This window comes from Emergencia sp. 1XD21-10, assembly GCF_009936045.1.
Lineage (GTDB): Bacteria > Bacillota > Clostridia > Peptostreptococcales > Anaerovoracaceae > Senimuribacter > Senimuribacter intestinalis.
In genome coordinates, this window is the sequence record NZ_QWEQ01000068.1 from 1 (window position 1) to 1,641 (window position 1,641).

1 protein-coding gene is annotated in these 1,641 nt (G+C 45.5%); it reads left to right on the plus strand.

The window, feature by feature from the left end; genetic code table 11:
* Positions 1–1,641, plus strand: a 1,641-nt coding sequence (locus D1151_RS16295; protein ID WP_161909571.1) for a sigma-54-dependent Fis family transcriptional regulator, incomplete at both ends; no start/stop codon positions are given.

The following is a 1,641-nucleotide window of genomic DNA, read 5'->3' on the forward strand; positions in this document are numbered from 1 at the left end:
AGTTTATCAAAAATAATCTGGAGGACATCTTTGGCGAACATATCGTATTCACCAACTGCTACTTAAACGATTTGGCAGATGGACAGAAACTCCATGCCGATGCTTTTCTTGCCATTGACGAATACATTTACCAGCAGGCCTCCGCCTACATCAGAGATTTCAACAAAATCATCAAAATCACCAGAAGTCCGGAGCGTGAAGCGCTCAAAAAAATTTCCAAAATCCCAGCTGGAACCGATGTCCTCATCGTCAATGACTCCTATAACAGCTCCCTTGATACACTTAACTCCTTTTATGAGGTGGGCATCAGCCATATCAATATGATTGCTTTCGATGAATCCTTAGCACACACCGGTATTTACAGTCATTTAAACATTGCCATCACACCGGCAGAGCCGCAGTTAGTGCCTTCTCATATCAAAGAAATCATCGATATCGGCTATCGCCAGGTCAGCTTTGAAACCATGTTCAAGCTGATGAAGCTTTTGGATCTTGACATCAGCATCATCAACCGGAATCTGTTCCGCTACATGCAGTCTTTAGTAGAATCCAACAGTGCTTTCCACGACAACTACGTCTATGGTCATCTGAAGAGCGAAATGCTCAGCCACATTGTCAATTCCAGCAAAATTGCCATGCTGCTGATCGACAAATACAACCAGATTGTCTACGCCAACAGCAAGGCGCTGCAGATTTTTCAGGCAGATGACAAAAACGATATCCAGCTGGAGCGGTTTATCGAACCCGCCATACTAACCGCTGCTGACACTCCACAAGATCCCCTCATGATCGATGGAGGCAGCTATTATTACAGCAAATATCCCCTAACCCTGATGGATGAAGTTACGGGCTACTATATCACCCTGCAGGATGAAGCAGAAGTTTCTATCGCCAATAAACTCAATCGACAAAAAGGTCACATCGCTAAATATCATTTTAAGGATATTATCCACGAATCTCCCGGCATGAAACACGTCATAAAGACCGCCAAGCAGATTGCACTGACCGACCACACTGTACTGATTCGAGGGGAAAGCGGAACCGGAAAAGAACTGATTGCTCAGTCTCTCCACAACGCCTCCTACCGCAACAAATTTCCTTTTGTTGCCATCAACTGTGCAGCACTTCCTGACAATCTGCTGGAAAGCGAACTGTTCGGCTACGAAGGAGGCGCTTTTACCGGCGCACAGGCTAAGGGGAAAATCGGTCTCTTTGAACAGGCAAACCACGGCACTATTTTTCTCGATGAGATAGGGGATATTTCCCCAAAGCTGCAGTCAAGACTACTCAGAACCATTCAGGAAAGACAGGTTATGCGAGTTGGCAGCGACAGACTCATTGATGTCGACATTCGCCTGATTACTGCAACCAATCGAGATTTGGAAGCAGCTGTCAGAGAGGGAAGTTTCCGAAGCGATTTATTTTACAGACTCAACGTGCTGCCCATCATCATACCGCCGCTGCGAAAGAGAAAAGAAGATATTCTGCCGTTGCTGCAGCATTTCCTTGGCACGACTTTTAAGAATATCCCTCCCGCACAGCTGCGTCAACTTACTGACTACAACTGGCCCGGTAATATCAGAGAACTTGAAAATATAGCGACCTATTATCAGACACTTTCTGCTTTACCTCCTCAGATTA